21 protein-coding genes and 4 tRNA genes are annotated in these 25,300 nt (G+C 69.1%); 17 read left to right on the forward strand and 8 right to left on the reverse strand.

Annotated features, from left to right (window positions below; all coding sequences use genetic code 11):
- Positions 1–53: 53 nt before the first annotated feature.
- Positions 54–272: a translation initiation factor IF-1 gene (gene infA, locus ATSB10_RS03150; protein WP_014402653.1), complete on the reverse strand. Its 219-nt coding sequence runs from the start codon at positions 270–272 to the stop codon at positions 54–56.
- An 82-nt stretch (positions 273–354) separates the two neighbouring features.
- Positions 355–630, reverse strand: a complete 276-nt coding sequence (locus ATSB10_RS03155) for a polyhydroxyalkanoic acid system family protein (RefSeq protein ID WP_063670398.1) — start codon at positions 628–630, stop codon at positions 355–357.
- A 111-nt stretch (positions 631–741) separates the two neighbouring features.
- On the opposite strand from ATSB10_RS03155, the gene ATSB10_RS03160 reads away from it, so the two are divergent.
- The 12 genes from ATSB10_RS03160 (at position 742) to ATSB10_RS03215 (ending at position 9,787) form a co-directional block, all read left to right on the forward strand.
- Positions 742–1,509 (forward strand): FHA domain-containing protein, encoded by a 768-nt coding sequence (locus tag ATSB10_RS03160; protein ID WP_063670399.1) that lies wholly within the window; start codon positions 742–744, stop codon positions 1,507–1,509.
- Positions 1,510–1,577: 68 nt separating this feature from the next.
- Positions 1,578–2,663 carry a 3-phosphoserine/phosphohydroxythreonine transaminase gene (gene serC, locus ATSB10_RS03165; protein WP_063670400.1) on the forward strand — a complete coding sequence of 362 codons (1,086 nt, stop codon included), beginning with the start codon at positions 1,578–1,580 and terminating at the stop codon, positions 2,661–2,663.
- A 78-nt stretch (positions 2,664–2,741) separates the two neighbouring features.
- Positions 2,742–3,830 carry a prephenate dehydratase gene (pheA, locus tag ATSB10_RS03170; RefSeq protein WP_063670401.1) on the forward strand — a complete coding sequence of 363 codons (1,089 nt, stop codon included), beginning with the start codon at positions 2,742–2,744 and terminating at the stop codon, positions 3,828–3,830.
- Positions 3,827–5,143, forward strand: a complete 1,317-nt coding sequence (gene aroA, locus ATSB10_RS03175; RefSeq protein WP_063670403.1) for a 3-phosphoshikimate 1-carboxyvinyltransferase — start codon at positions 3,827–3,829, stop codon at positions 5,141–5,143. Before pheA ends, aroA begins: the two co-directional genes overlap by 4 nt.
- A gap of 110 nt (positions 5,144–5,253) precedes the next feature.
- Positions 5,254–6,024 (forward strand): 3-deoxy-manno-octulosonate cytidylyltransferase, encoded by a 771-nt coding sequence (gene kdsB, locus ATSB10_RS03180; RefSeq protein WP_063674313.1) that lies wholly within the window; start codon positions 5,254–5,256, stop codon positions 6,022–6,024.
- Entirely contained in the window at positions 6,021–6,491 is a 471-nt protein-coding gene (locus ATSB10_RS03185; protein ID WP_063670405.1) for a low molecular weight protein-tyrosine-phosphatase, read from the forward strand. Before kdsB ends, ATSB10_RS03185 begins: the two co-directional genes overlap by 4 nt.
- Positions 6,492–6,545: 54 nt before the next feature.
- Positions 6,546–8,372 carry an excinuclease ABC subunit UvrC gene (gene uvrC, locus ATSB10_RS03190; RefSeq protein ID WP_063670408.1) on the forward strand — a complete coding sequence of 609 codons (1,827 nt, stop codon included), beginning with the start codon at positions 6,546–6,548 and terminating at the stop codon, positions 8,370–8,372.
- 76 nt (positions 8,373–8,448) lie between these two features.
- The gene (locus ATSB10_RS03195) at positions 8,449–9,090 is read left to right on the forward strand and encodes a CDP-alcohol phosphatidyltransferase family protein (RefSeq protein ID WP_063670410.1); all 642 of its coding nucleotides are present in this window, start codon (positions 8,449–8,451) and stop codon (positions 9,088–9,090) included.
- Between the two features lie 51 nt (positions 9,091–9,141).
- A tRNA-Gly gene (locus ATSB10_RS03200) sits at positions 9,142–9,217 on the forward strand.
- Between the two features lie 151 nt (positions 9,218–9,368).
- Positions 9,369–9,444, forward strand: a tRNA-Gly gene (locus ATSB10_RS03205).
- A gap of 47 nt (positions 9,445–9,491) precedes the next feature.
- A tRNA-Cys gene (locus tag ATSB10_RS03210) sits at positions 9,492–9,565 on the forward strand.
- A gap of 138 nt (positions 9,566–9,703) precedes the next feature.
- Positions 9,704–9,787: transfer RNA gene (locus ATSB10_RS03215), tRNA-Leu, on the forward strand.
- 41 nt (positions 9,788–9,828) lie between these two features.
- Here ATSB10_RS03215 and ATSB10_RS03220 read toward each other — a convergent pair.
- Genes ATSB10_RS03220 through lexA form a run of 4 tightly spaced genes read right to left on the reverse strand, consistent with a single transcriptional unit; the run spans position 9,829 to position 15,725 of the window.
- Positions 9,829–13,047, reverse strand: a complete 3,219-nt coding sequence (locus ATSB10_RS03220) for an error-prone DNA polymerase (protein WP_236886482.1) — start codon at positions 13,045–13,047, stop codon at positions 9,829–9,831.
- Positions 13,044–14,474, reverse strand: coding sequence for a Y-family DNA polymerase (locus ATSB10_RS03225; protein ID WP_063670412.1), 1,431 nt, complete (start codon positions 14,472–14,474; stop codon positions 13,044–13,046). Before ATSB10_RS03225 ends, ATSB10_RS03220 begins: the two co-directional genes overlap by 4 nt.
- Before the next feature lie 9 nt (positions 14,475–14,483).
- On the reverse strand, positions 14,484–15,107 hold the full coding sequence (imuA, locus tag ATSB10_RS03230; protein ID WP_063670414.1) for a translesion DNA synthesis-associated protein ImuA: 624 nt from the start codon (positions 15,105–15,107) through the stop codon (positions 14,484–14,486).
- 3 nt (positions 15,108–15,110) lie between these two features.
- The gene (gene lexA / locus ATSB10_RS03235) at positions 15,111–15,725 is read right to left on the reverse strand and encodes a transcriptional repressor LexA (protein WP_236886483.1); all 615 of its coding nucleotides are present in this window, start codon (positions 15,723–15,725) and stop codon (positions 15,111–15,113) included.
- A 167-nt stretch (positions 15,726–15,892) separates the two neighbouring features.
- Between lexA and ATSB10_RS03240 the strand changes: the two genes are divergently transcribed.
- The 4 genes from ATSB10_RS03240 to ATSB10_RS03255 all read left to right on the forward strand — a co-directional run bounded on the left by ATSB10_RS03240 (position 15,893) and on the right by ATSB10_RS03255 (position 20,567).
- Complete coding sequence (locus ATSB10_RS03240; protein WP_063670419.1) at positions 15,893–17,062, forward strand: acyl-CoA dehydrogenase family protein; 1,170 nt, start codon at positions 15,893–15,895, stop codon at positions 17,060–17,062.
- A 148-nt stretch (positions 17,063–17,210) separates the two neighbouring features.
- Positions 17,211–17,753 carry a GNAT family N-acetyltransferase gene (locus ATSB10_RS03245; RefSeq protein ID WP_063670421.1) on the forward strand — a complete coding sequence of 181 codons (543 nt, stop codon included), beginning with the start codon at positions 17,211–17,213 and terminating at the stop codon, positions 17,751–17,753.
- On the forward strand, positions 17,750–18,256 hold the full coding sequence (locus ATSB10_RS03250) for a nucleotidyltransferase family protein (protein WP_063670423.1): 507 nt from the start codon (positions 17,750–17,752) through the stop codon (positions 18,254–18,256). Before ATSB10_RS03245 ends, ATSB10_RS03250 begins: the two co-directional genes overlap by 4 nt.
- Before the next feature lie 43 nt (positions 18,257–18,299).
- On the forward strand, positions 18,300–20,567 hold the full coding sequence (locus ATSB10_RS03255; protein WP_063670425.1) for a thiamine pyrophosphate-dependent enzyme: 2,268 nt from the start codon (positions 18,300–18,302) through the stop codon (positions 20,565–20,567).
- 24 nt (positions 20,568–20,591) lie between these two features.
- Here the strand turns inward: ATSB10_RS03255 and ATSB10_RS03260 are convergent, their stop codons facing one another.
- Complete coding sequence (locus tag ATSB10_RS03260; RefSeq protein WP_236886484.1) at positions 20,592–22,271, reverse strand: sensor domain-containing diguanylate cyclase; 1,680 nt, start codon at positions 22,269–22,271, stop codon at positions 20,592–20,594.
- 304 nt (positions 22,272–22,575) lie between these two features.
- Between ATSB10_RS03260 and ATSB10_RS03265 the strand changes: the two genes are divergently transcribed.
- Positions 22,576–23,133, forward strand: a complete 558-nt coding sequence (locus ATSB10_RS03265) for an NADPH-dependent FMN reductase (protein WP_063670429.1) — start codon at positions 22,576–22,578, stop codon at positions 23,131–23,133.
- Positions 23,134–23,140: 7 nt separating this feature from the next.
- On the opposite strand, the gene ppk1 is transcribed toward ATSB10_RS03265, so the two are convergent.
- On the reverse strand, positions 23,141–25,300 hold the full coding sequence (ppk1, locus tag ATSB10_RS03270) for a polyphosphate kinase 1 (RefSeq protein ID WP_063670431.1): 2,160 nt from the start codon (positions 25,298–25,300) through the stop codon (positions 23,141–23,143).

A 25,300-nucleotide genomic window follows, 5' to 3' on the forward strand; every position in this document is an offset into this window, starting at 1 on the left:
CGTCGCCTTTTTCTTGCCCGCGCGGCGCCGGTGCAGCCGCGGCCGGGAGTGGCTTACTTCATGCGGTAGGTGATACGACCCTTGGTCAGGTCGTACGGGGTCATCTCCACCTTCACCTTGTCGCCGGTGAGGATGCGGATGTAGTGCTTGCGCATGCGGCCGGAGATGTGGGCGATGATCACGTGCCCGTTCTCCAGCTGCACCCGGAACATGGTGTTGGGCAGGGTCTCCTGGACCGTGCCTTCCATCTCGATGACGTCGTCTTTGGCCATGCTTTCCGTCGTTCGATCGCGGACCGTTGTGGCCGCGTAAGCCGACGAGTATGCCACGTCGGCGTCCCTGGTTAAAGATTCGTCAGGCGAGATGCTCTGCCAGCTTGCGCCGGATCTCGTCCTCGACCATGCCCTTGAGCGGCGACAGCATCAGCCCGAGCTCGGCGTGCACGGTCACCTCGTTCGCGGCCACCGCAATGCTGCCTTTCACGCCGGAACGCGAGAAGCGCAGGGTGTCGCCGTCCCAGCGGCTGTCCATATCGAATTTCTCCCGCATGCGGGCAGCGACCCGGTCGACCCGGGCGCGGGCTTCGGCAATGGGGAGCTGGTGGGGTTGGCGCAAGTCGATGGAAGGCATTGGGGGATTGTCGGGCAGGGGGCAGGTGCTGTCACGCCCCACGTGCTGGCGGCGCTGCGGTGGGCGCTCCGGCTTCTGCTAGAGTCCCGGCGTTCGTCGACTGGTTCACAGATGCGCATCGAGTTTCCCCACGCGGCCCGCGAAGACATTCCATGGGAGGCCCCCGTCCTCACGGTCGGCAGCGCGCCTGACAATACGGTCGTACTGGGCGCGCACCAGGCCGCGCCTCATCACCTGGAATTGCGCAGGGACGAGCGCGGCTGCCTGCTGCAGGTCCTGCCGGGGGCCAGTCGCATCTACCTGAATGCCCGACCGGTGCGTGAACGGGCAATGCTCCGTGCTGGCGACGTCCTCAGCGTGGGCGACTGCCGGATGCTGATCCGGGAAAACGGCGATCCGGCCTCGCGCGAGCCGCTGCGCGTTCCCGAGTCCAGCCGTTGTCCGGTCGCCCTGCGCGCCGTAGCGGGGCCGCTGTCCGGACGTGTCTTGCCGCTGCGCAATCGTCTGGAACTGGGGCCGACGTCGGCTCCCCCCCTGGAGTTGCCCCAGGGGGAATCCGCTGCGGTCAGCCTGTCCTGGGCCGATGGCATGCTGCGACTCCAGTTGGAGCAGCGCTCGGCGCGCTACCCACTGCGCGTCAACGGGGTCGAGACAACCGGCCTCGCGCTTCAGCCCGGCGACCAGCTCGGGCTGGCGACGCACCGCTTCGTCGTCGATGCCCCGGGGATGCAGCCCGAGCCTGAATTGCCCTTGGCGGGCGGGCCCCGCGACCTCCTGCCGGAAGAGCAGGCCGGCCCGCGCGGCGAGGTCTGGTGGCTGATCGTTACGGCAGCGGTGCTCGCGCTCGGTATCGCCCTGGTGCTGTTGGTCCGCCTGTAGCCCCATGCATTGACGCCGGCTTGTTGCGCCGCGCCATAATGCGGTGGTCCATCGGGAGAGAGCGGTCAGTGAGCCAAGTGTGGAATTTCAGTGCGGGCCCGGCGGCGTTGCCGCGCGAAGTGCTCGAACAGGCGCAGCGCGAGCTGCTGGACTGGAACGGCTCGGGCATGTCGGTGATGGAGCAATCCCATCGCGGCAAGCGATTCATTGCGATGGCGGCCGAAGCCGAAGCGGACCTGCGCGCGTTGATGGCGATTCCCGTCGATTACTCCGTGCTTTTCATGCAGGGCGGAGCAACCCAGCACTTCGCACAGATCCCGATGAACTTCGCCGGCCCGAACGACCGCGCCGACTATGTGGTCACCGGCCACTGGGGTGAGAAGGCGGTGCGCGAGGCGATGCCCTATGTGAAGGTGAACATCGCCGCCACCGGGGCGGGTGATGATTTCCGCAGCCTTCCGCCGCGCAAAACCTGGCAGCTCGACCCGGGCGCGTCCTATGTGCACTACACGCCGAACGAAACCATCCATGGCGTGGAGTTCACCGACGTCCCTGACGTGGGCGAGGTGCCGCTGGTGGCGGACATGTCCTCGAACATCCTTTCGGCGCCGCTCGACGTCTCGCGCTTCGGCCTGATCTATGCCGGTGCACAGAAGAACATCGGGCCGTCGGGCCTGGTGGTCATGGTCGTGCGCAGCGACCTGCTGGCGCGGCAGGGCCGGCCGATGGCCAAGATCCTGCGCTACGCCGAACATGCCGCGCAGGACTCGATGCTTAACACGCCCAACACCTGGGGCTGGTATCTCGCCGGGCTCACCTTCAAGTGGCTCAAGGCGAAGGGCGGTGTCTCGGCGATGGCCGAACAGAACCGCGCCAAGGCGGGCCTGCTGTACCAGGCGATCGACGGCTCGGGCGGCTTCTACGCCAATCCGGTCGACCCGGCCGCCCGCTCGCGCATGAATGTGCCGTTCACCCTGCACGACAGCGCGCTGGATGCGGATTTCCTGAAGGAATCGGAGGCCGCCGGGCTGATCGCGCTGAAGGGCCACAAGGCGGTCGGCGGCATGCGGGCCTCGCTGTACAACGCGGTGCCGCTGGAGGCGGCGCAGGCGCTGGTTTCCTTCATGCGCGATTTCGCCGATCGTCACGGATGAAACCAAGGCGCTCCGGCGCGCTTTCAGGCACCATGTCGGTCCCGATGTTTGGACGTCTATCCATCCAGGTTGTGTTGCATGGCTGATTCGAAGAACCCGCTGAGCGAGGTGCGCGAGCGCATCGACAGCATCGACCGACAGATCCAGGAGCTGATCGCCGAGCGTGCCGAGCGCGCTCGCGAGGTGGCCAGGGTGAAGGGCGAAGGCCTGTCGGCGATCGACTATTACCGCCCCGAACGCGAGGCCCACGTGCTGCGCATGGTGGTGGACCGCAACAACGGGCCGCTGTCGGACACCGAGATGGTGCGGCTGTTCCGCGAGATCATGTCGTCCTGCCTGGCGCAGGAAGACCCTCTGAAGATCGGTTTTCTGGGCCCGGAAGGCACTTTCAGCGAGCAGGCGGTGCGCAAGCACTTCGGCCACGCCGCTTACGCCTTGCCGCTGGGCAGCATCGAGGAGGTGTTCCAGGAGGTGGCCGCGGGCCATGCCGACTTCGGCGTGGTGCCGGTGGAGAACTCCGGGCAGGGCATGATCCAGGTCACCCTGGACATGTTCCTGACTTCGGAAGCCACCATCTGCGGCGAGGTGGAGCTGCGCGTGCACCAGTGCCTGCACTCGCTCAGCGGCAATCTTGCCGATGTGAAGCATGTCTATGCCCACGCGCAGTCGTTGCAGCAGTGCAAGACCTGGTTGCGGCTGAACCTGCCGGGAGTGGAATGCACCGCGGTCAGCAGCAATGCCGAGGCCGCCCGGATGGCGCGCGCCGACGAGCAGGCGGCGGCCATCGCCGGCGAGAGCGCCGGCAAGATCTACGGATTGAAGACCGTCGCCAAGGCGATCGAGGACCGCGCCGACAACACCACGCGCTTCCTGGTGATCGGCCGTTCGCTGTTTCCGCCGTCGGGCAACGATCGCACCTCGCTGCTGGTCACGGTAAATGACAAGCCCGGCGCGCTTTACGACGTGCTGAGTCCGTTCGCCAAGCACGGTGTGAGCCTCAACCGCATCGAGTCGCGCCCGGCCCATACCGGCAAGTGGCAGTACGCGTTCTTCATCGACGTGTCCGGCCATATCGACGAGGGCAACCTGAAGGAGGCCGTGGCGGAGATCCGCCCGAGTGTGGCCAGCCTGCGGGTGCTCGGTTCCTACCCGGTCGCCCTGCCATGAGCGGGGGCCAGCGTGTGGACTGGACCAGCCGCCCGGCCGGTCCGTTGAATGGTGTCGTGCGCGTGCCCGGCGACAAGTCGGTGTCGCATCGCGCGATGATGCTCGGCGCCCTCGCCGAGGGTGTATCGCATATCCATGGCTTCCTCGAAGGCGAGGACACCCGTGCCACCGCCGCGGTCATGCAGCAGCTCGGCGTGCGCATCGACGCGCTGGCCAATGGCGAGCGGGTCGTGCACGGCGTGGGCCTGCACGGCCTGCGTGCCGCCGCCGCTGCGCTGGACTGCGGCAACGCCGGCACCGGCATGCGCCTGCTCACCGGCCTGCTGGCCGGCCAGGCCTTCGACAGCACCCTGGTCGGCGACGAATCGCTTTCCCGGCGGCCGATGCGCCGGGTCACCGATCCGCTGGCCAAGATGGGTGCCCGCATCGACAGCCAGGAGGGCCTGCCGCCGTTGCACGTCCATGGCGGCCAGCCGCTGCGCGGCATCCGGTACACCTTGCCGGTGGCCAGCGCCCAGGTGAAGTCGGCCCTGTTGCTGGCCGGCCTTTATGCCGAAGGCGAGACCGAGGTGATCGAGCCGCATCCGACCCGCGACTACACCGAGCGGATGCTCGCCGCGTTCGGCTGGCCGATCGAGTTTTCGCCGGGGCGTGCGAAGTTGAGCGGCGGCCATGCCCTGCGCGCCACCGACGTGCGCGTGCCGGCCGATTTCTCCTCGGCGGCGTTCTTCCTGGTCGCCGCCAGCATCGTGCCTGGCGCCGAGCTGCGCCTGCCGGCGGTGGGCCTGAACCCGCGACGCACCGGCCTGCTGCAGGCGTTGCGCCTGATGGGCGCCGACATCCGCGTCGAGAACAAGGGCGAGAGCGGTGGCGAGCCGGTCGGCGACCTGGTGGTGCGGTATGCACCACTGCACGGCATCGAGCTGCCCGAGGCGCTGGTGCCGGACATGATCGACGAATTCCCCGCACTGTTCGTGGCCGCAGCCGTGGCCGAGGGAGTCACCGTGGTAAGCGGCGCGGCCGAGCTGCGGGTGAAGGAGTCCGATCGCCTGGCCAGCATGGCCGCCGGCCTGCAGGCGCTGGGTGTGCGGATCGAGGAGCGGCCCGATGGAGCCACCATCCACGGCGGACCGATCGGCGGCGGGAGTATCGACAGCCACGGTGACCACCGCATCGCGATGAGCTTTGCCGTCGCCGGCCTGGTTGCCGGCGGCCCGATCCGCATCGGCGACTGCGCCAACGTGGCCACCTCGTTCCCCGGCTTCATGGAACTGGCCAATGGGTGCGGTTTCGACCTTGGCGTGGTCCCGTAGGAGCGCACCCTGTGCGCGACAACGCGACAAGAAACATCGCGCACAGGGTGCGCTCCTACACACGAGCGCGGCCTGCGGGTTAGGCTTCCAGGCCCGTGATCGAGGTCGCCATGTCCTGTCCTGATTTCATCGTCGCCATTCCGGCTCGCTACGGCTCCACCCGCCTGCCGGCCAAGCCGTTGCGCGCCATTGCCGGCGTGCCGATGGTGGTTCGCGTGGCGCAGCGCGCGCTGCAGGCCGGGGCCGGCCAGGTGGTGGTGGCGGTGGACGACGAGCGCATCGCCTCGGCGCTCAAGGGGCAGGGCGTGGACGTGTGCATGACCCGCGCCGACCATGCGTCCGGCAGCGACCGGCTGGCCGAGTGCGCCGCGCACTATGGCTGGGCCGACGACGCCATCGTGGTGAACCTGCAGGGCGACGAGCCGTTCGCGCCGGCGGCCGGCATTCGTGAGGTGGCGCGCGCGCTGGCCGAGGACGACGCACCGATGGCGACCCTGGCCGCGCCGGTCACCGACGCACACGAGCTGTTCGATCCCAATGTGGTGAAGCTGGTGCGCGACGCGCGCGGCCGCGCGCTGTATTTCAGCCGGGCGCCGCTGCCGTGGGCACGCGATGCGTTCGCGGCAAGCCGGGATGCCTTGCCGGTCGACGTGCCGTTCCTGCGCCATATCGGCATCTACGCCTATCGTGCGGGCTTCCTGCGCCAGTACACCGGCCTGACCCGCACGCCGCTCGAGCAGGCCGAGTCGCTGGAACAGCTGCGCGTGCTGGAACACGGCCATACGATCGCGGTACGTCTGACCCCCGAGCCGTTCCCGCCTGGCATCGACACCGAAGCGGACCTTCAGCGCGCCGAGCGCTGGCTGGCGGAGCAGGCGTGAGCGGCGACCGTGGCGGCCTGCTGATCGTCTGCCTCGGCAATATCTGCCGCTCGCCGGTGGTGGCCGAGGTGGTGCGCCACCGCTTCGCCGCGGCCGGTCGATCGTTGGTGGTCGAATCCTGCGGTACCGGCGGCTGGCACGTGGGGCATCGCGCCGACGCGCGCATGCGCGAGGCGGCGCGCGAAGCCGGCTACGACCTGTCCGGTCACCGCGCGCGGCAGATCGAGGCGGGCGACTTCCAGCGCTTCGATCGCGTGCTGGGGATGGACCTGGCCAACCTGCGCGACCTCACCGCGCGCTGCCCGCCGGCATTGCGCGACAAGCTGGGCCTGTTCCTGCCCACCGCCGGGGTTGAGGGCGTGGTCGAGGTGCCCGACCCCTACTACGGCGGGCCGGAGGATTTCCGTTACGTGGTCGCGCTGGCCGAGCGCGGCGCCGACGGCCTGCTGGCCCGGCTGGGCGGCTGATACGCCGGTTCCGGGCGGCGGCAATTCACCTGCCTGCCGCTACAATCCCGACCCATGTCTCCCGCTTCCGAGCCGGCCTTCGACGGCAAGGCCTTCGTCCGCACCCTTTCCACTTCGCCCGGCGTCTATCGCTATTTCGACGCGGACGGAGAGCTGCTCTACGTCGGCAAGGCCGCCAACCTGAAGAAGCGGGTCGGCAGCTATTTCCTCAAGCCGCGGATGGAGCCGCGGATCGCCTCGATGATCTCGCAGATCGCCCGTTGCGAGACCACGGTGACCCGTACCGCGGGCGAGGCACTGCTGCTGGAATCGCAGCTGATCAAGTCGCTCAAGCCGCGCTACAACATCATGTTGCGCGACGACAAGAGTTATCCGTACGTCTACCTGTCGGGGAGCGAGGATTACCCGCGGCTGGCCTTCCACCGCGGGGCGCGCAACCTGCCGGGGCGCTTCTTCGGGCCGTATCCCAGCGCGTTCGCCGTACGTGAGAGCCTCAGCCTGATGCAGAAGCTGTTCCAGGTACGGCAGTGCGAGGACAGCTATTTCCGCAATCGGTCGCGACCCTGCCTGCAGCACCAGATCGGTCGTTGCACAGCGCCGTGCGTGGGACTGATCAGCGTCGACGATTACCGTGCCGACGTACGGCACGCCGAGATGTTCCTCGAGGGGCGCTCCAGTGCGGTGATCGACGAACTGGCCGCCTCGATGGAGCAGGCCAGCGCCCAGCTGAACTTCGAGCGCGCGGCGGTGCTGCGGGATCAGGTCGCCGCGTTGCGCAAGCTGCAGGCCCAGCACCACGTGCACGGTGCCAGCGCGGACATGGACGTGATCGCCTGCCGCATCGAATCGGGGCTGGCCTGTGTCAGCGTGCTGTTCTTCCGCAACGGCATCAGCCTGGGCACACGCGATTTCTTCCCGCGCCTGCCGCTGGATGCCGAGCCGGGCGACCTGCTGGCGCAGTTCGTGGCGCAGTACTACCTGGATCGACCTGTGCCGCGCGAGTTGATTGTCGGCGAGGAGATGCCCGACCAGGACGTGCTGGCCGAGGTGCTGGCCGAGCAGAGCGGGCATGCGGTGGAGATCAAACATCGCGTGCGCGGCGACCGCGCCCAGTTCCTTCAGCTGGCCCAGCGCAACGCGCAGGCTTCGTTGACCCAGCGACTGGCCAGCCGGCAGACCCTGGGCACGCGCTTCGACGACCTGCAGAAGCTGCTGGAACTGGACGAACCACCGAAACGCATCGAGTGCTTCGACATCAGCCACACCCGTGGCGAATTGACCGTGGCCTCCTGCGTGGTGTTCGGGCCGGAAGGACCGGACAAGTCGCACTACCGCCGTTTCAACATCACCGGGATCACTCCCGGCGACGACTACGCCGCCATGCACCAGGCGCTGACCCGGCGCTTCCGCAAGGTGGCCGAGGGCGAGGGGGCGAAACCGGACGTGCTGCTGATCGACGGTGGTGGCGGGCAGGTGGCGCAGGCGCTGGATGTGCTGCGCGAGCTGGGCGTCGCCGGTATCACCGTGGTCGGCGTGGCCAAGGGCCCGGGTCGGCGCGCGGGTGAGGAAACCCTGGTGCTGGCCGATCTGGGGCGCGAAATCCACCCGGGAGCGGCTTCGCCGGCGCTGCACCTGGTTGCGGCCGTGCGCGACGAGGCGCACCGTTTCGCCATCAGCGGTCATCGCAAGCGGCGCGAGAAGGCGCGCGAGCGCAGTGTCCTGGAGGACGTGCCGGGGGTGGGCGCGCGTCGACGCAGTGCGTTGCTCAAGGCCTTCGGCGGGCTCGCCGGCGTCGAGGCCGCCGGCGTCGAGGAATTGATGCGGATCAAGGGTATCGATCGAGGCCTGGCCGAGCGCATCTACGCGGCCATGCATCCCTGAGCATCGATCGGCCGGGCGCCGCTACCCGGCAACGTGCGACACTTGGCGAAGCCACATCCGAGGAACCGAGCACCTGATGCGTATCAACCTGCCCACCTGGCTCACCCTGTTCCGTGTCGCGCTGTTGCCGGTGATGGTGGTTGCGTTCTACCTGCCGTTCCGGGGGCACAACATCGTGGCGGCGGTCGTGTTCCTGCTCGCGGCGGTCACAGACTGGCTGGACGGCTACCTGGCCCGCCGCCTGAACATGACTTCGGCCTTCGGCGCATTCCTCGACCCGGTGGCGGACAAGCTGATGGTGGCGATCACGCTGTTCCTCCTGGTGGAGTCGCACCATCGCGTGGTGGAATCGCACTACGGTGCGGCGGTTCCCAACCACGACTGGTTCGGCGTGGTGATGGCGGTGACCGCGGCGATCATCGTCGGGCGCGAGATCAGCATTTCCGCGCTGCGCGAGTGGATGGCCGAGATCGGCATGCGCGCGGCGGTGAAGGTGGCCTTCATCGGCAAGCTGAAGACGGCGATGCAGATGGTCGCGCTCACCGTGCTGATCGTGCAGCACGATGCCGAGACGCTACGCCTGTACCACGTCGGCGAGTTCCTGCTGGTGGCCGCGGGCGTGCTCACCATCTGGTCGGGCCTGTACTACGTGCGCGCCGCCTGGCCGGCCCTGAGCGGCGACCTGTCGCGCCCACCGTCCTCCGGTGACGATTCATGAAGAAGAGGGGTTGACGGGTCGCGATCTCACGCTAGAATGCGCGACTCCAATGCGGGAATAGCTCAGTTGGTAGAGCACGACCTTGCCAAGGTCGGGGTCGCGAGTTCGAGTCTCGTTTCCCGCTCCAGATTGCATCGTGCGAAGCCCCGGTCCCGACCGGGGCTTCGTCGTTTCCGGGCCTGGCGGATGGAAGCGACGGTGTCCGCCGGGATGTGGCGAACGCCGTAAAGAAACCTCTTCCCATCTGTCATCCTTCTGCTATCATTTCGGGCTCAGACGCGGGAATAGCTCAGTTGGTAGAGCACGACCTTGCCAAGGTCGGGGTCGCGAGTTCGAGTCTCGTTTCCCGCTCCATCTTCGGCAAAACCTCGGGCTTCCGGGGTTTTGTTTTTTGAAGCGATGGCCTGGTGGCAGAGTGGTCATGCAGCGGACTGCAAATCCGCGTACGCCGGTTCGATTCCGACCCAGGCCTCCATCGTTTTTCGGGACGATCCGCTGTCCCTCCAGGCCCGCTCCGCGCGGGCTTTTTTGTGCCCGGCCGGCACGCGGGCCGCGCCGGACCCGCGTGCTACGATCCGGCCTCGTCGCGCATTGCCGCGATGCCAGCCTCCGGGCCCGGATGGCGAAACTGGTATACGCAAGGGACTTAAAATCCCTCGGCCGCAAGGCCATGCGGGTTCGATCCCCGCTCCGGGCACACCTCATCCGGCGCGCTTTTCCCGGTCGTGCCGCCGACCGTCAGTGGAAGTCGCGCGAGCTTGTTGCCAGTGCGCCGAGCACTTCGCTGAGGTCGGTCAGGCGGTGGGCCAGCAGGTGGCGGACGCCATCGACATGCTGCCACTGGCCGTCGACCATCAGCAGGCGCGAGCCGATCAGCGCACGGCGCTGCTGTTCGGCGATGTGCCGCCAGACGATCACGTTGATCGGCCCGTGCTCGTCTTCCATGGTGACGAAGATGACGCCGCTGGCGGTGCCGGGTTGTTGCCGGGTGGTGACCAGGCCTGCGGTGCGCACGGCGCTGCCGTGGCGAGCCTGTTCCAGCTCGCGCGAGTCGCGGCAGCGGCGGGCGCGCAGTTGCGCGCGCAGTTGCCGCAGCGGGTGCGCACCCAGTGTGAGGCCGGTGCGGGCGTAGTCGGCCGCGGTGTCCTCGGCGCGGGTAGGCGGGGGCAGCACGATGGCGTCCTCGCCGCTGGCCTGGCCTTCGAACAGCGGCAGCTGGGCCTGGATGCCGGTGACCGCCCAGCGGGCGCGGTGACGATGCCCGGCCAGTCCACGCAGCGCGCCGGCTTCGGCCAGCGCTTCGCGTTGCGGACGGCTGAGGTCGGCGCGCAGGCACAGGTCTTCGGCATCGCGGAAGGGGTGCTGGTCGCGTGCGGCCACCAGGGCTTTCGCCGCCGCCTCACTGAAGCCGGCGATCATGCGCAGGCCCAGCCTCAGCGCCGGCTGCCTGCGTGGGGCGTGCGGATCGTCCTCCAGCGTGCAGTCCCAGTCGCTGTGGCGCACGTCGACCGGATGCACGGTGACCCGACCGACGCGGCGCAGCTCCTGCACGATCTGGCTGGGTCCGTAGAAGCCCATCGGCTGCGAGTTCAGCAGGGCGCAGGCGAAGGCGGCCGGTTCGTGCCTTTTCAGCCAGCAGCTCACGTAGACCAGGTTGGCGAAGCTGGCCGCGTGCGATTCGGGAAAGCCGTAGGAGCCGAAGCCCTTGATCTGCTCGAACAGCTGCGCGGCGAACTCGTCCGTGTAGCCCAGCTTCAGCAGGCCGGCGGTGATGCGCAGGCGGTGCGGCTCCATGCCGCCGTGGCGTTTCCAGGCGGCCATCGAGCGGCGCAACTGGTCGGCTTCGCCCGGGGTGTAGTCGGCCGCGACAATGGCCAGCTTCATCACCTGTTCCTGGAACAGCGGCACGCCCTCGGTCTTGGTGAAGATCGATGCCACGCTGGGGTGGTGCGGCATCTTCGGGCCGCGGCCGTGCCGGCGTTCCAGATAGGGGTGCACCATGTTGCCCTGGATCGGTCCGGGCCGGACGATCGCCACCTGGATCACCAGGTCGTAGAAGGTGCGCGGACGCAGTCGCGGCAGCATCGCCATCTGCGCGCGGCTCTCGATCTGGAACACGCCGACGGTCTCGGCACGGCGGATCATTTCATACGTGGCCTCGTCCTCCTGCGGCAGCGAGGCGAGGGTGGCGAAATCGCGGTCGCCGCACTGGTTGCGATGCGCGCGCAGCAGGTCCAGGCACTTGTGCAGGCAGGTGAGCATGCCCAGCGCGAGGCAGTCGACCTTGAGCATGCGCATGTATTCCAGATCATCCTTCTCCCACTGGATCACGGTGCGGTTTTCCATCGCCGCGTTCTCCACCGGCACCAGGCTGTCCAGCGCGGCGTCGCTGATGACGAAGCCGCCGACGTGCTGCGAGAGATGCCGCGGGAAGTCGACCAGCAGGCGGGTCAGGTGCATCACGCGGCGGATCAGCGGGCTGTCCGGATCGAAGCCGCCCTCGCGCAGCAGCACCGGCAGCGGCGTGTCGCCGAGGCCGCGACCGAAGATCCGGCTGAGCGCGTTCACCTGGTCCATCGGCAGGCCCAGCGCGCGGGCCACGTCGCGCACCGCGCTCTTGCCGCGGTAGCGGATCACCGTGGCGGCCAGCGCGGCGCGTTCGCGGCCGTATTTGCGATAGATGTACTGGATCACCTCCTCGCGGCGTTCGTGCTCGAAGTCGACGTCGATGTCGGGCGGCTCGCGGCGCTCGACCGAGATGAAGCGCTCGGTCAGCAGATCGATCTTGTCGGGATTGACCTCGGTGACGCCGAGCGCGAAGCACACCGCCGAGTTGGCCGCCGAGCCGCGGCCCTGGCAGAGGATGTCCCGGCTGCGGGCGAAGCGGACGATGTCCGCCACGGTGAGGAAGTAGGCCTCGTAGTCGAGCTGGCGGATCAGCTTGAGCTCGTGCTCGATGCGCGCGCGTACCGCCGGCGTCTCGCCGCCCGGCCAGCGCCAGCGGATGCCCTGCTCGGTGAGCTGGCGCAGCCACGAGGCGGCGGTGTGGCCTTCGGGCACCAGTTCCTTCGGGTAGCGGTAATGGAGGCTGCGCAGGTCGAAAGTGCAGCGCGCGGCGATGTGCAGGCTCTCGATCATCAGTGCGGCGGGGTAGTTCGCCGCCAGCACCTCGCGCCGGCGCAGGTGGCGCTCGCCGTTGGGGAACAGCTTGTCGCCGACTTCGGCCACGCTGCTGCGGTGGCGGATCGCGGTGAGCGTGTCCTGCAGGGCGCGGCGGCTGCGCACGTGCATGTGCACGTCGCCGCTGGCGACCAGTGGCAGGCTCAGCGTGTCGGCCAGTGCGGTGAGCGTCTGCAGGCGCTCGGCGTCGTCCGGGCCGTGGTGCAGTTCCACCGCCAGCCAGCAGTGGTCGGCGAAGGTGTCGGCCATCCACCGACCGTGGTCGGCATCGGGGGTGGCATCCGGAAGCCACAGCGCCAGGGTGCCGGGCAGGCCGTCGGCCAGATCCTCGCGCACGAGGTGGTAGGCGCCCTTGCCGGCGCGGCGCCGGCCCAGGGTGATCAGCCGGCACAGCCGGGTGTAGCCGGCGTGGTCCTCGCACAGCAGCACCAGCTTGGGGCCGTCGGCGAGGCGGAATTCGGCGCCGACGATCAACCGCACGGCGGGCGGGTCATCCTCGGTGGGGCGGGTGGCGTCCTGCGCGCGCAGCGCCTGGACGATGCCGGCCATCGAGCATTCGTCGGTGATCGCCAGCGCGGTGTAGCCCAGCGCCTGCGCGCGGGCGAACAGTTCCTCCGCGTGCGAGGCGCCGCGCTGGAAGGAGTAGGGCGACAGGCAGTGCAGCTCGGCGTAGCCGGGGGGCTCGGGCGCGGCGGGTGTTTCCGGTTGAGCCGGCTCGGCAGCAGGATCGTCGCCCGTCGCGACGACGCGCAGTTGTGGCCGCTCGCTCTGGTTCATGCGAACCACCCGTGCAGCATCCAGCCGGCGAGCGCATCCGGTCGTTCGCCGGCGGGGCAGAACGCCCAGGCGCGCTGGCCTTCGGCGGTTTCCAGCACGTAGTAGTCGCGGCGCAGGTCGCCGCCGTCCCACCAGCCGCTCTCGATGCGCTCGGGGCCGGCGAGCACGCGCAGGCCGTGGGTGCGTAGCGGCACCGGCTGCGGCAGCAGCCAGGTCGGGCGCGGCAGCGTGGTCGGCACAGCGGCGCGGCCGGCGTCGTCAGCGATGCGCTGGGCGTGTTCCGGGCGCGGATCGGGAGTGGCCTCCAGCCGGTACACGGCGTCGTCGCCGAGGCGGGCGCGCAGCCGTTCCTGCAATTGCGCCAGCGGCAGGGCGTGTTCGGGACGCAAGTCGAACAGGTCGCGGCCACCGGGCACGAACGGTGGCAGCTCGTCGGCGCGCAGGCGCAGCCATTCCACCGGGCGCGCCAGCACGATGCGCTCCAGCCGGCTGCGTGCCGATTCGAACAGCGCTCCGGCTTCGCGCTCGGGCTGCAGCAGGCCGATCACTACCCGCGTCGGTGCCTGGCCACGATGGCCCAGGCTGAGCACGAAACGCTGCACGCCGCCATCGCGGCCGGCCAGGAACGTGGCCAGGTCGCCGGTGAGACGGCGCAGCGGGAAAGCCAGTGCGGCGAGGTTCTCCACGTCGAAGTTGAAGGCGATGCGTGCGTCGAAACGGTCTGGCGGCAGGTAGCGCGGCCGCGGAATCGGGCGCTCGCCGAGCAGGTCGTCCAGGTGCTCCAGCAGGGCGGCGCCGAAGCGGCGGCGCAGGCCGGCGCGCGGCAGCGCGAGCAGGGCGCCGAGGCGATGCACGCCCATGCGGGCGAAGGCTTCGTGCAGGTCGTCGGGGAGCTGGGCGTGGACCAGCGGCAGCTTCGCCAGCTGCGCGCGGAGCTGGCCGGGTTCGGTCAGCGCGGCACCGTCGGCGGCATCGGCCAGCGCGCGTGCAGCCAGCGGCGTGGGCGCCAGCGCCAGGCGATGGCGGAAGCCCATCGCGGCGAGGTCGTCGCGCAGCTTCTTTTCGAAGCCGGGCCAGTGGCCGAACAGCCGCTGGCTGCGCTGCACCTCCAGCGCCAGCGCACCGGGCAGGCGCAGCACCTCGGCGCTGTAGCGGTAGGCCCAGGCGGCGAGCAGGTCGTGCTGGCGCGCGGTGAGTGCCACGTCGTGGGCCACCGCGTCGAAGCGGGCGAGCAGGGCGTGGGCGGTGGTCAGCGGCTGGCCGGGCGCGATGCCGCCCGCCCGCGCGGCCTCATCGGCGTCGAGGACGTGGCGTGTCTGCAGTGGCCCGTCGATCAGCACCAGCGGCGGCGCTTCGGCGTCCGGCAGTCGGCGGCGGAGGAGCGTATCCAGCGCCAGGTGCGGCAGCACGATGCAGGCCCACAGCATGGCGCGCCCTCATGCGCCTGCGCGCGACAGCGCAAACGCCTGCGCCGGCGGTTGGCCGCCGCGGCATTTGCGCACCCGCCACTGCGGCTGCGGCCGGGTTTCCAGTTCGATGCGTAACGCCGCCGGCGAGGCCTGCGCGGCATGGCGACGGTCGCGGAACAGGAAGGCCGGCGTGCGGCCGGTGTCGGCGGCGACCTGCAGCCGGCGCAGCGCGCGGTCGTCGGCCTCGCCGGGCCAGCCCAGCACCGCGCCGCAGGCGGCGCTGCGCAGGCCCTGCTCCATTGCCCACAGGATCTCGCTGCCGGCGGCGCGCACCACCAGCACGTGGCGCATGTCCACGCCGCGGGCCGACCAGCCGGCCACGCCGGGCAGGTAGGGTGGCGCCACCACCAGGGCGGGGCGCTCGCGCGTGGCCAGCCGACCCAGCGCCGGCAGCACCAGGGCCAGCTCGCCCACGCCGTCGGCCGGCAGCAGCAGCTCGCTCAAGGCATGGGCTGGCCAACCGCCCTGCGGCAGGGCGGCGTCCAGTGCCGGCCAGCCGCTGGGAATGCCGCCGGCCGGCGCCGGACGCTCGCGGCCGTGCCAGACCTGGCGGCTCTCCAGCAGGGGCGTCAACGACAGCGGCTCGGCCATCGCTCAGCCCTGCCGGATCAGGCCGGCGAACAGGCCCTCGATGGCGAAGTCCTCGCTGGGGTCGGGATCGATCGGCTCATGCTCGGCATTGCGCGGCAGCAGGCGCAGTTGGCGACCCTTGCGATGCAGCCGCTTCACCGTGAAGCCGTCGCCGACGCGCGCCACCACGGTCTGGCCGTGCCGCGCCTCGGGCGTGGCGTGCACGCCGATCAGGTCGCCGTCGAGGATGCCGTCGTCACGCATCGAGTCGCCCTGCACGCGCAGCAGGTAGTCCGGGCGCAGCCGGAACAGGGCCGGGTCCAGCCGCAGTACCCGCTCGGCAGCCGCGCTCGAGTCGATCGGCCGGCCGGCAGCGACGCGGCCGAGCAGGGGCAGGGCGAGCAGGTCGTCGGCCGGTGCAGGCACGGGCGCATCCAGCAGGCGGATACCGCGGGCGCGGTTCGGCAGCAGGGCGATGTGGCCCTTGGCCTCCAGCGCGCGAAGGTGCTTGGCCACCGCGTTCACGTGTTCGATGCCGACCGCCACAGCGATTTCCTGCAGTGTCGGCGGCATGCCCTCGGCGGCCGCGTGGCGGTGCAGGACGGCGAGGATCTCGGCCTGGCGGGGGGTGAGTGTCATGGTGTAAATCATTCCACCTGTCGGGCAACTTGCCAAGCCGGTGCCGGCAGTGGAACCGGCGGTGCTCTCAGGGGCTGCGACGCCGGCCTCGATGCGGCGGCGCGTCATCGCCGGAAGCCGGCGGCGCAAGCTAGAATGGCGGGATTCATCGACCCGCTGGAGGCTGCATGGCTGTCCGTCTTGACCCGCTCGACCTGTACGACGTCCGCTCGCTGCTCACCGACGAGGAGCGCATGGTGCAGGATGCAGTGGGCCGCTTCGTCGACGAGAAGGTGCTGCCGATCATCGGCGACTGCTTCGACCAGGGACGCTTTCCGAAGGAACTGATCCCGGAGATCGCCTCGCTGGGCCTGCTCGGCGCGACGATTCCGGAACAGTACGGCTGCGCCGGCATGAACGGTGTCAGCTACGGCCTGATCTGCCAGGAGCTGGAGCGCGGCGACTCGGGCCTGCGCAGCTTCGCTTCGGTGCAGAGCTCGCTATGCATGTACCCGATCTACGCCTACGGCACCGAAGAGCAGAAGATGCAGTACCTGCCGAAGATGGCGGCGGGCGAGATCATCGGCTGCTTCGGCCTGACCGAGCCGCACGGCGGCTCCGATCCGGCCAACATGAAGACGAATGCGAAGAAGGACGGCGGCGACTGGGTCATCAACGGCGCCAAGATGTGGATCACCAACGGCAACCTGGCGCATATCGCGATCATCTGGGCGCAGACCGAGGACGGCATCCAGGGCTTCATCGTGCCGACCGACACGGCCGGTTTCACCGCGCAGGAAGTGCACAAGAAGATGAGCCTGCGCGCCTCGGTCACCAGCGCGCTGTTCTTCGACAACGTGCGCGTGCCGGAGGCCAACCGCCTGCCCAACGTTAAGGGCCTCAAAGGTCCGCTGGGCTGCCTGACCCAGGCGCGCTACGGCATCACCTGGGGCCCGATCGGCGCCGCCCAGGCCTGCCTGAAGGAAGTGCTCGACTACACCGCCGAGCGCGTGCTGTTCGGCCGTCCGCTGTCCGCCAACCAGGCGGTGCAGATCAAGATGGCCGACATGGCCCGTCGCATCACCTCGGCGCAGCTGCTGTCGCTGCAGCTCGGCCGCCTGAAGGATGCCGGCAAGATGCAGCCGACCCAGGTCTCGCTGGCCAAGTGGAACAACTGCCGCATGGCCATCGATATCGCGCGCGAGTGTCGCGACATCCTCGGCGGCGCCGGCATCACCACCGAGCACACCGCGATCCGCCACGCGCTGAACCTGGAATCGGTGATCACCTACGAAGGCACCGAGACGGTGCACCAGCTGGTGGTGGGCCGCGAGCTGACGGGCATCAACGCGTTCTGACGGTTGGTGCAAGGAACACCCGCGCCGTCATCCCAGCGCAAGCTGGGATCCAGTGCCTTTGCTGTCACGGCAGAGAGACGCTGGGTTCCGGCCTGTGCCGGAATGACGGTGAGGGCGGACAGATATTCCGGGCCAGAGTGTCCCTAGCATGAGCTGGCAAGACCTTCGCATCGAAACCGACCGCCTGATCCTGCGTCCGACCCGGCCGGAGGATTTCGAGGGCTGGGCGCAGCTGATGGGCGACGAGGAAAGCTCGCACCACATCGGCGGTCCGCAGCCGCGGCCGGTCGCCTGGCGCGGGTTTCTCTCGATGGCTGGGGCCTGGGCGATCCAGGGCTACGCGATGTTCTCGGTGATCGAGAAGGCCAGCGGGCAGTGGATCGGCCGGCTCGGACCGTGGCAGCCCGAGGGCTGGCCCGGCACCGAGGTCGGTTGGGGCCTGCTGCGCGAGGCCTGGGGCAAGGGTTACGCCACCGAGGGTTCGGCCGCCGCGATCGACTGGGCGTTCGACCATCTCGGCTGGACCGAAGTGATCCATACCATCGCGCCGGACAATCTCGCCTCGCAGCAGGTGGCCCGGCGGCTGGGCTCCACCGTGCTCGGACCGGCGCGCTTGCCGGAGCCGTTCCAGGATCTGGTCATGGAAGCGTGGGGCCAGAGCCGCGAAGCCTGGCGTCGCCGCCGCGCATGAGCCACGTGCCGCCCGCGCTGTTCGTCGCGCTCACCGAGCTGGTGCCCGAGCTGCACGTGCACTGCGCCGAGCCGTGGTGCCTGATCGGCAGCGCCGGCGCGTTGCTGCTCGGTGCCGACGTGGGCGTGGCCGATGTCGACGTGCTGGTTTCGCGTGCCGATGCCGATGTGCTGATGACGCGGTGGGCCGATCGCCGCGACGCCAGCCACGCGCCCGCCGATGGCGACCGCTTCCGCTCGCACTTCGCCCGTTTCCGTTTCCCCGGCCTGCCGGTGGAGGTGATGGGCGGCCTGGAGCTGGATGCCGGCGAGGGCTGGCAGCCGGTCTCGCCGGGCAAGCTGGTGCTGGTCGGCCTGCAGGGCCTGGCGGTGCCGGTGCCTGCGCTGGACGAACAGATCCGCATCTTCGAATCCTTCGGTCGCGACAAGGACCGCGCGCGCGCCGCTGCCCTGCGCAAGCTGCGCCAGCCGCCGTCCGTGTTGCCGATCGTTTCTTCTTCCTGACGGCTGCCCGCAGCCATCTCCCGTCTCCAGGACGCACTCCGCCATGACCGCCATTCCGTTCGCCATCACCGCCCGCCACAAGGGCTTCAACCGCGCCGAGATCGTCGACCAGAACTTCACCGAGTTCGTGCAGTTGTGGCAGGGCGAGGTTCACGCCGCACCGCGCGACGACCAGCCGGTACTGCCGGGCAGCGCGCTCGATGCGCGTGGCTTCCGCGAACTGTTCGAGTCGCAGTTGATCAGCCGCCACCTGGACCTGATGGCGCGCGTGCTGCGCGTGCAGAACAAGGTGTTCTACACGATCGGTTCGTCCGGTCACGAGGGCAACGCGATGGTGGCGCGGCTCACGCGTCATACCGATCCGGCGTTCCTGCACTACCGATCCGGCGGCTTCATGGCCGAGCGCTTCCGCAAATTGCCAGGGATGGATCCGGTGATGGATTCGGCGCTCTCATTCGCCGCCAGCAAGGATGATCCGGCTTCCGGCGGCCGCCACAAGGTGTGGGGTTCCAAGCCGTTGTGGGTGCTGCCGCAGACCTCGACCATCGCCTCGCATCTGCCCAAGGCGCTCGGCACCGCGGTGGCCATTGATCACGCCCGCCGCATCGGCCACACCTTGCCGATCCCGGACGACTCCATCGCGATCTGCTCGTTCGGCGATGCGTCCAGCAACCACGCCACCGCGCAGACCGCCTTCAACGCGGCCGGCTGGACGGCGTATCAGAAGCTGCCCGCGCCGGTGCTGTTCGTGTGCGAGGACAACGGCATCGGCATCTCGGTGAAGACGCCGACCGGCTGGGTCGCCAGCAACTACCAGTCGCGCTCCAACCTCGACTATTTCTTCGCCGACGGCCTGGACCTGGCCGAGGGCTACGCCCAGGTGCAGCGCGCGGTGGAGCACTGCCGCCGCACCCGCCGGCCAACCTTCCTGCACCTGAAGACCACCCGCGTGATGGGCCACGCCGGCACCGACTTCGAGATCGAGTGGCGCTCGATCGAGGAACTGGTGGCGGTGGAATCCACCGATCCGCTGCTGCGCTCGGCGGCGATCGCGCTGGAGTCGGGCCTTTACTCGAAGGACGACCTGCTCAACCTGTACGAAGCGACCCGCAAGCGCTGCTTCGCCGCCGCCGAGGAAGCCGAACGCCGGCCCAAGCTGGAACGCCTGGACGACGTGATGGCCCCGCTGGCGCCGTACTCGCCGGCCAAGGTGAAGGCCGAGGCCGAGCGCGCCGACTACGCCGAGTCCCGCCTGAAGGCGTTCGGCAGCGAGGCGAAGCTGCCGGAGAACCAGCCGCCGCGGCACCTGGCGATCCAGATCGGTCAGGCGCTGCACGACATCATGGCCAAGTACCCCGAGTCGCTGCTGTTCGGCGAGGACGTGGCGCAGAAGGGCGGCGTCTACACGGTCACCAAGGGGCTGCACAAGGCGTTCAAGAACACCCGCGTGTTCAACACCCTGCTGGACGAGACGATCATCCTCGGCCTGGCCCAGGGCTACGCCAACATGGGCATGCTGCCGCTGCCGGAAATCCAGTATCTGGCCTACTTCCACAACGCCGGCGACCAGATCCGCGGCGAGGCGTCGAGCCTGCAGTTCTTCTCCAACGACCAGTTCCGCAACCCGATGGTGATGCGCATCGCCTCGCTGGGGTACCAGCGCGGCTTCGGCGGGCATTTCCACAACGACAACTCGATCACCGCGCTGCGCGACATCCCGGGCCTGGTGGTGGGTTGCCCCAGTCGCGGCGACGACGCGGCGACGATGCTGCGCACGTTGACCGCGCTGGCCAGGGTCGACGGTCGTGTCTGCGCCTTCCTCGAGCCGATCGCGCTGTACATGACCAAGGACCTGTACGAGGCCGGCGACGGCCAGTGGCAGTTTGCCTATCCCGCGCCGGGCGAGGCGATGACCCTGGGCGAAGGCCGCGTGTACCACGAGGATGCCGACGACCTGGTGGTGTTCACCTTCGGCAATGGCGTGCCGATGGCGCTGCGCGCCGCACGCACCATCGAGGCCGAGCTGAAGTGGAAGGTGCGCGTGGTCGACCTGCGCTGGCTGGCGCCGCTCAACGACGCCTTCATCGCGGCACAGGCGAAGAACGCCAAGCGCATCCTGGTGCTGGACGAGGGCCGCAAGAGCGCGGGCGTGGGCGAGGGTGTGATCACCGCGATCGTCGAGGCCGGCTTCGGTGCCACGCCGCTGACCCGCGTGGTCGGTGCCGACACCTTCACCCCGCTGGCCGGCGCCGCCTTCCTGGTGCTGCCGGGCGAGGCCGACGTGGTGGCCGCGGCGCGCACGCTGGCCTGACGCCGGTTTGTCGGATGGCCCGGCTCAGCCGGCCATCCGGCGTGGCACGTTCGGCTCCTCCGGTCGCCGCTGCAGGCAGGCGCGGTTGCGGCCGGCCATCTTGGCGTCGTACATCGCCTGGTCGGCGCGCGCCACCAGGCTGTCGATCGAGTCGGTGGCGCGCCGGATGGCCACGCCGATGCTCACCGTGAGGGCAAGCTGGTTGCCGTCGACCGGAATCTCCAGCCGGTGCACGCGACGGCACATGCGGGTGGCCACCAGCAGGGCCTCTTCCGCGTTCGCGCCGTCGATCAGCGCGACGAATTCCTCACCGCCATAGCGGCCGAGCAGGTCGCCCGGGCGCAGTTCCTGGCGCAACGCCTCGGCCACCGCGGCCAGTGCCTCATCGCCGGCGGCATGGCCGCGCTTGTCATTGAGCTTCTTGAAGTGATCCAGGTCCAGGAACAGCAGGGCCTGAGGTCTCCCGCCCAGATCGCTCATCGCCACGATCGCCGCCTCGTGCCAGGCGCGCCGGTTGAGCAACTGGGTCAGCGAGTCGCGATCCGCCAGCACGCGGACCTGGTCGCGGTCGCGGCGGATCAGCAGCGCGCGGTCGGCCAGGCCGAACGACAGCACGATGGCCTCGAAGGCGCCCGCCGCCAGACCGGCGTCGTTGAGCCAGGGCAGGGCGGGCAGGGCGCCGTTGACCTGCGCACTGGTCATCGCGGTGAGCACCAGCAGCGGCGTCCAGCCGGCCAGGAAGAACCAGGCATGGCGCGAACCGCGCACGGCAGCGATCACCGAGGCGAGCAGCAGCAGGGCAGCCCCCAGTGTGAGCAGCGGATTGACCAGCAGTTGCCCGATACCTTCCAGCGACGGGATCTGGCTGCAACGCATCAGCACCACGGCGACCATGCCCACGGCCAGCGACAGCACCGGTATGCGCAGCAGCGGCGCGAATCGCTGCAGCTCGCAGAAGCGGGTCATGAACAGCGAGGCGAAGGCCACCGACAGCGCCACCGCGGCCGAACCGACGGTGATCGACAACCCGGCCAGCCAATCCATGCCCATCGGGTGGTAGACGAAGCCGGTCTGGATGCCCTGGATCGCCGCGTAGCAGACCAGGTAGGCCGCGTACCAGACGAAGGTGAGATCGCGCAGGATCAGGCCGAAGCACAGCGCCATCAGCGCCATCGCCAGCATTACCGCCAGGGAGGAACTGGCGAACACCAGCCAGTGCGCATCGTCCCCGAGGTAGTGGTTCCAGTCCTGCAGGCGGAAGCTCACCGGGGCGGCGATCCGTGCCGAGGGTTCGAATTTCAGCAGCAGCGGCGCGGTGACGGGGACATCGCGCCCGAGCACGAAGGCCAGGCGTCCGTGGCCGTGCGGCCCCTGGCCGAAATCATCCACTGTCAGTGAAACGTTGTGTCCGTTCTGGTCGTAAAGGGTCACCATGCCCAGGGGCGGCGGGTAGATGCTGAGGACTTGCTGCTCCTGCGCCGGGGAGGTTCCCGGGTCCAGGACCACCCAGGTGCCCAGGGGGCCTTTGGGCAGACGGAACAGCAGGTTGGGGTCGAATCGCTGCAGCTCGCCATCGCGGTACTCGGCCAGCAGCTTGGCCGGCGTGTCGCCCTCGCGCACATCCCGCCAACTGCCGGCCAGCGACGATGTTGCCGAGGCGCTCCCGGCAAGCAGCAGGCCGATCAGGCAAAGGACGAGCGCCATCAGCCGCTGTCGGCGACCGTGGAGCCCGGATTTGGCCTGCGTGCGCGGCATGTCGCTGTCCCAACGGTCTGCCCCGCGCCAGGAGATGGCGCGGCGGCGGCTGTGTCAGTCCTTTGCCGGTCGTCGCGATGACTGACCCGAAAAGCTGACACGGGACAGGAAAAGCATGAAGCGTGCCATGCGTCACATTTTTTACGATCACGGGGCTGGTTTCGGTGGGCGATCCGCCGTCACGCGGCCTTTGCCGCGCAAGCAGGATGCTTGAAAGGTTGATCGTTCCCCAGCCAGAGACCGGAAGTCCCCCATGACCACCCATTCGATCGCCGTATTCGTCGGCAGCCTCCGCAAAGCGTCCATCAACCGCCGGCTGGCGCTGGCCGTGCAGCGGCTGGCGCCGGAGGACATGCGCTTCGTCTTCGTGCCGATCGACGGCCTGCCGCTCTACAACCAGGACTTCGACGACGGCTATCCGGCCGCATGCCAGGCATTGAAGAAGCAGGTCGAGCAGGCCGACGCGCTGCTGTTCGTCACGCCGGAGTACAACCGCTCGACCCCGGGCGTGCTGAAGAATGCCATCGATATTGCCTCGCGTCCGTGGGGCACCAATTCGTTCGCCGGCAAGCCCGCCGCGGTGATCGGCGCCTCGATCGGCAGCACCGGCAGCGCGCTGGCCCAGCAGCACCTGCGCAACGTGCTGGCCTACCTGGATGTGCCGGTGCTGGCGCAGCCGGAAGTGTTCGTGCAGTTCCGCAGCGACGACCTGATCGACGGCGAGGGACGCATCGCCAGCGAGGACACGCGGAAGTTCCTGCAGCAGTTCGTCGACCGCTACGCGGAATGGGTGGCGCGGCACGTCCGCTGAGCGTCGCTCAGCCTGCCGCGGCCCCGGTGCCGCAGAGCTTTTCCAGCAGTAGTTGCTGCACGTTGCGCGGGGCCTGGCAATTGGCGGGCTGGGCGCGAAGGTAGCCGCCGTCGGCCTGCAGCAGCGAGGCGCTGCAGTTGTCGGCGAGGTACAGGTCCAGCTCGCGGCGCACGCGGTGCAACAGCTTCTTGCTCTCGATCGGAAAGCCGGTCTCGACGCGGTGGTCGAGGTTGCGCTCCATCAGGTCGGCGCTGGCCAGGTAGAGCACTTCGTCGCCACCGTTGGCGAACCAGTACACCCGGCTGTGTTCGAGGAAGCGGCCGATGATCGAGCGCACGCGGATGTTGTGCGACACCCCGGGCACGCCGGGGCGCAGGCAGCACATGCCGCGCACGATCAGGTCGATCTTCACGCCGGCCATGCTGGCCTTGTAGAGCGCGCGGATCACCTTGGCATCGGTCACCGCGTTGACCTTGATGATGATCTGCGCCGGCTGACCGGCCTCGGCGTGGGCGGTCTCGCGGGCGATCAGGTCGAGCAGGGTCTTCTTCAGCGTGAACGGCGCGTGCAGCAGCTTCTTCATCGCCTGCACCTTGCCCATGCCGGTGAGCTGGCCGAACAGCTTGTGCACGTCCTCGCACAGCGCCGGGTCGGAGGTGAGCAGGCTGTAGTCGGTGTAGATGCGTGCGTTGCCGGTGTGGTAGTTGCCGGTGCCGAGGTGAGCGTAGCGCACCAGTTCGCTGCCTTCGCGGCGCTGGATCAGCATCAGCTTGGCGTGGGTCTTCACGCCGACCACGCCGTAGATCACCACCGCGCCGGCCTGCTGCAGGCGGGCGGCGAGGGTGAGGTTGGATTCCTCATCGAAGCGCGCGCGCAGCTCGATCACCGCGGTGACTTCCTTGCCCGCGCGTGCGGCGTCGACCAGCGCGTCGACGATCTCGGAGTTGGCGCCGCTGCGGTACAGCGTCTGCTTGATCGCCAGTACGGCCGGATCCTTCGCCGCCTGGCGCAGCATGTCCACCACCGGGGTGAACGACTCGTACGGATGCAGCAGCAGCACGTCCTGCTTCGCCAGGATGACGAAGATGTCCTCGGATTTCTTCAGCGCCTTCGGGATGGCCGGGGTGAACGGGCGGTACTGCAGCTGCGGGAAGCCGGGCTGGCTGGCCACGCTGAACAGCCGCGACAGGTTGACCGGGCCGTTCACCTCGTACACGTCCTGCTCGGCCAGCCCGAACTGCTTGAGCAGGTACTCGACCAAGGTCCGCGGGCAGTTGTCCGCCACCTCCAGCCGCACCGCATCGCCGAAGCGCCGGGTATACAGTCCGCCGCGCAGGGCGCGGGCGAGGTCGTCGACGTCTTCCGCGTCGATGTCCAGGTCGGCGTTGCGGGTCAGCCGGAACTGGTAGCAGCCGTGCACCTGCATGCCGGGGAACAGTTCGTCCACGTGGGCGTGGATCACCGAGGACAGCATCACCTGGTTCTCGCCGCCCTCGCAGATATCGTCCGGCAGGCGGATCAGTCGCGGCAGCACGCGGGGCGCCGGCACGATCGCCAGGCCCGAGTCGCGGCCGAACGCATCCACGCCCTCCAGCTGCACGATGAAGTTGAGGCTCTTGTTGACCAGCAGCGGGAACGGGTGGGTCGGGTCCAGGCCGATCGGGGTGACCAGCGGCGCGACCTCATGTCGGAAGTACTTGCGCACCCAGGCCTTCTGCTTCGTGGTCCACTCGTGGCGACGCACGATGCGGATACCGGCCTCGGCCAGCGCCGGCAGGACGCGCTCGTTGAGGATCGCGTACTGCCGCTCGATCTGCTGGTGGGCAGCGGTACTGATCATCGCCAGTGCCTGCTTCGGCGCGATGCCGTCGGGCCCGACCCGCTCGTGCTCGAACGCGACCTGGTCCATCAGGCCGGCGACGCGGATCTCGAAGAACTCGTCCATGTTGCTGGAAAAGATCAGCAGGAACTTCAACCGCTCCTGCAGCGGGGTCTGCTCGTCCAGCGCCTGTTCCAGCACGCGGATGTTGAACTGCAGCTGCGACAGCTCGCGATGGATGTACAGCGACGGATCGGACAGGTCCGTCGTCGTCGTCGCCGGCGCGACCTCCGCAGCCGCGGCGGGAGCCGCTTTCTGGCGGGGCTTGGGGGCGTCGCGTCGGGTCAT

It is taken from the genome of Dyella thiooxydans (assembly GCF_001641285.1).
Classification (GTDB): domain Bacteria; phylum Pseudomonadota; class Gammaproteobacteria; order Xanthomonadales; family Rhodanobacteraceae; genus Dyella_A; species Dyella_A thiooxydans.